4 protein-coding genes are annotated in these 3,349 nt (G+C 60.2%); 1 reads left to right on the forward strand and 3 read right to left on the reverse strand.

Annotated features, from left to right (window positions below):
* Nucleotides 1-299: 299 nt before the first annotated feature.
* The 3 genes from ACH4F2_RS35385 to ACH4F2_RS35395 all read right to left on the reverse strand — a co-directional run bounded on the left by ACH4F2_RS35385 (nt 300) and on the right by ACH4F2_RS35395 (nt 2,815).
* Nucleotides 300-575 carry a hypothetical protein gene (locus tag ACH4F2_RS35385; protein WP_037130212.1) on the reverse strand — a complete coding sequence of 92 codons (276 nt, stop codon included), beginning with the start codon at nt 573-575 and terminating at the stop codon, nt 300-302.
* Between the two features lie 537 nt (nt 576-1,112).
* Nucleotides 1,113-1,595, reverse strand: coding sequence for a hypothetical protein (locus tag ACH4F2_RS35390; RefSeq protein ID WP_003942444.1), 483 nt, complete (start codon nt 1,593-1,595; stop codon nt 1,113-1,115).
* Between the two features lie 254 nt (nt 1,596-1,849).
* Nucleotides 1,850-2,815 carry a ParA family protein gene (locus tag ACH4F2_RS35395; RefSeq protein WP_003942441.1) on the reverse strand — a complete coding sequence of 322 codons (966 nt, stop codon included), beginning with the start codon at nt 2,813-2,815 and terminating at the stop codon, nt 1,850-1,852.
* Nucleotides 2,816-3,001: 186 nt separating this feature from the next.
* Between ACH4F2_RS35395 and ACH4F2_RS35400 the strand changes: the two genes are divergently transcribed.
* Nucleotides 3,002-3,349, forward strand: a 348-nt coding sequence (locus ACH4F2_RS35400) for a hypothetical protein (protein ID WP_398136759.1), incomplete at its 3' end; no start/stop codon positions are given.

A 3,349-nucleotide genomic window follows, 5' to 3' on the forward strand; every position in this document is an offset into this window, starting at 1 on the left:
CGGGGTGGTTGCACCCCACCCCGGCACCGCCCCGCGTCGCGTCCGCGGCCCCACGACGACATAGGACCCGTCGCTGCGCCGCTCGATGCAGCCGCCGTCATGCGATTGCCTCAGCGACACTCGTCGCCAAGGATGGCGAGTGTGCTCGGAATTTGGTTAGAATGGCCATAAGTCCTCTGGACTTGAGTAAGTGAAGTTCGGAAAGTGACCTCGCAAGTCGCTTCCCGGGACTGAAATCGAATCGAAGAACCCCCTCCGGCCGGCAAAGCAGTGGGGGTTTTTCGCTGTCTAGGGCCAACTCATGCTGGAACCGAAAGTTCGCCGTCGGTCGCTTCGCGAGCAGCCTGGGTTCGATCAACTGCATAGCGGGCGTCGTGGATGCGGAGTCGCTCCGGATCCAACTTCTTGAGGATGTAATCAGGAATGTCGAGGTTCGAGGCGCGCGCCATGACGAGCACCCAGTAGTCCCCGAGATCGATCCCGAGTTCGTCTGCCCGACGTTCGTAGACCTTGGCCTGGTTGAGGGGTGCGCGCACGGAGAGGCACCGGCGCGCGCCTTTACTTGGTCGTCCCATGGGATGAGCGTAAATCGATTCTGATTCAGAAACGGTGATGCTGGTTGTGTCAGCGTGTCGTGCCCGGCGCTGCTCATGTCTGAAATCCCCTCAACCCTCGCAATGAATGCCTCTGATTAGAGGAAGATCCGCGTGCCCCGCGCCGTGTGACAGATGGGGTCAACAAATCTTCGTGCGCATCATGTCGCGAGACCTGGACGGGCCGAGTCGAAGCGGAGTCAGGTTAGCGAGGCATGCACTTTCCCACTACTACGTGTGACCTATCTGCGAAGTTGGTGGGGAGTGGGGGGAGTGGAAAGAAACAGCAGTTCAGGCGGCAAAAACCGCTCCCCACGTAGGTGGGGAGCGGGGTGGGGAGTGGGGTGGGGAGCGGCTTCAAAGACACGAATCGGCCGTTTGCGCTCGCCCGGATCTACGATCTGTTTTTAGGCTACGAAGGCAGGCGATTCGATGCCACCTTCGACTGCCGTTCATGTGGGCCTGGAAGCAGAGACGACCTCCGAGGCTTACTTTTTGCTCCTCGAAGGTCGTCCCCCACTATCGTGCGGGCGACCGCAGGTGCAACGACAAGACGCCCGCGAGCAATCGGCTGCGCGATTTGGAACCGACGACCTTCACTTGCTCGTCAAGCCAGTCACGTTGAGCGGTGGTGAAGCGGAACCAGGTCTCGACGGGTCCTTTGACCGTGAACGGCTCTTGATGGACTGGAATCCCTGAGGACGATCTGCCCGCGACGGGTTGAAAGAGGGCTCGCAGTCGCTCGATGCCTACTGCGTCGAATGCCTCGATGGCAACATCGGCGTGATCGCATCGCCGTTCGGCTGCACGATTCACCAAGGCGTCGCGAGTGGTGCGATCCAGGTAGGCCGTGACAGTCACCTTCGAGGTATCTGCAGCCGGCGGATTTCCTTCTTCCAGAATCTGGGCTGGGGGCGCTTCGGTGACTGCGGGTGGAGACTCGACGACAACAGGAGGCGCGTGGGGTGGTGCGACTGGAACGGTGACAGCTTCGGGTTCCATCGGCTGCACCCGCACTGGAGATTCAGGCGCCGAGACGGCGGGTTGAGGGGCGTCGGTGACTCGTTTGGGAGTCGGCGGGTGAGGAGCTGTGGAGTCGATCTGGGGTTGAGCCGTGTCCGGTGTCTGTGGGCTCGTAGTGCGGCGAGGCTGCAGCCCGCCGGCCGGGGGCAAGAGACCAGCGAGTCCCTCTGCTCGGTTGGGCTTCGGGGCGAAAGACTTGGCAATGCTCTTGCGGTTGCGGACCCTATTTTCACTCATGCCGAAGCCCTCTCAGCGGTGATGGTCGACATCCGTACGAGGATCTCGCGGGTGAGGTTCGAGTAGTCCTCGGCCAGGCCAGAGGCGTTTCGCGAGAGCATCAGATCCTTTGGTTTCGTGCCTTTCCTCAGCGCTGCGATCCGTGATGCGGTTTCCCCGGCCGATCGTTCCTCGAGCTCATGCACCAGAAGTCCTTGGCGTCGCGCGTCGAAGGCGGTGGTTTCCATCGTGCGGATCCGAGATTCGAAAGTCGGGGCCGAATCGCCGATCATCTCCTCGACTGCTTCCCGAATCGTTGCGTCAAGTTTGGTTGCGCGTGAGCTGACGCCGAAGAGGCAGATCCCGCCGAGTTGGAGCTGGGGGTTCACGGCAGGAAGGTTTCGTTCCGGATCTCCGTCTCGTGCTGCCGAGAACTGGCCGGCGATCGTTTCCATGCCGTCGAGGCTGGCATCATCTGCGCGGATTGGAATGACCACAGCGTGGACTACTTCCATCACTGCTTCGATGATCGTGAGATCCGTCGGAGGGGTATCGAAGATAATGACGTCGTAGTCTGCGGCCACTTGCAGCAACATGGCCAGTAGAAGCTGTCCTAGTCGTTTGCCTCCCTGGCGTTGCTGCCTGGACACCATGACTGCGGCAAGGTCGAACATTGCCGGGCCGCCTGGAACGATGTCGAGATTCTCGCGACCACCGACGTTCTGGATGATCGGCGGTGCCGACCCGCTCAAGAGGGCTGAGAACAAGGGCACGCCGTCCTCCTTCACAAACCCTAGGTCGCGGCACAAGTTGGCCTGGGGGTCGAAGTCAAGCAAGAGAACCCGGTAGCCGCCGGCAGCGAGTAAGCCTCCGGTGTTCGCGCAGAGTGAGGTCTTGCCCACTCCCCCTTTGCCGTTGAAGAATCCGAAGCAGGCAGGCAGTTGCTGATGAGTGGGTGTCGTTGGAACGGCATCTACAGACATGGTGGTTCTCCCAATGGACGTTGGTTTCTGACGAGTGGTCTGTAAGGAAAGTTAGCAGGGGTCCTGGACAACTCGCGGTATGCCACGCGTGTGGGGCCGTATGTGTTCAGGCATGTGGGTCGGCAAGCGGCGCCGCGTGTAATGCCGCGTGTTTGCATGCCGATGTAATCGCAGGTGAACACGTATGTGAACACGTATGTGAACACGTATGTAAACACGCGTGAGTCGCTGCAGGGAATCACGCGTGAAGAAATGCGGATAATGATGCGTGAACACACGCGGATGAAATGGCGTGTAAAGAAACGTGGTCTTCTGCGTGTTGGACTGCCTGGGGTGATACGGGAGATGAAACGTGGTTCTATGCGTGAGACTCCGCATGATCAGGTGCGGAGTGCACAGCGGTTTGATGTGCGGGTGTACATCCGTGATGTTTTGCGTGACCGCTCGCAGGATGATGTGCGTGCAGAAGGATGGGCTTGCGTGCGGGGTGGTACTAAGGGTTCTCGTACGGCATGTGGTGCGGGTCTACATGCT

The sequence above is a fragment of the Streptomyces sp. NPDC017890 genome, assembly GCF_044328675.1.
In the GTDB taxonomy this organism is placed as follows: domain Bacteria; phylum Actinomycetota; class Actinomycetes; order Streptomycetales; family Streptomycetaceae; genus Streptomyces.

Bases quoted from the DNA above. Each gene is read 5' to 3' on its own strand.
- ACH4F2_RS35385 (WP_037130212.1), bottom strand. From the start codon at position 575: ATGGGACGACCAAGTAAAGGCGCGCGCCGGTGCCTCTCCGTGCGCGCA.
- ACH4F2_RS35395 (WP_003942441.1), bottom strand. From the start codon at position 2,815: ATGTCTGTAGATGCCGTTCCAACGACACCCACTCATCAGCAACTGCCT.
- ACH4F2_RS35390 (WP_003942444.1), bottom strand. From the start codon at position 1,595: ATGGAACCCGAAGCTGTCACCGTTCCAGTCGCACCACCCCACGCGCCT.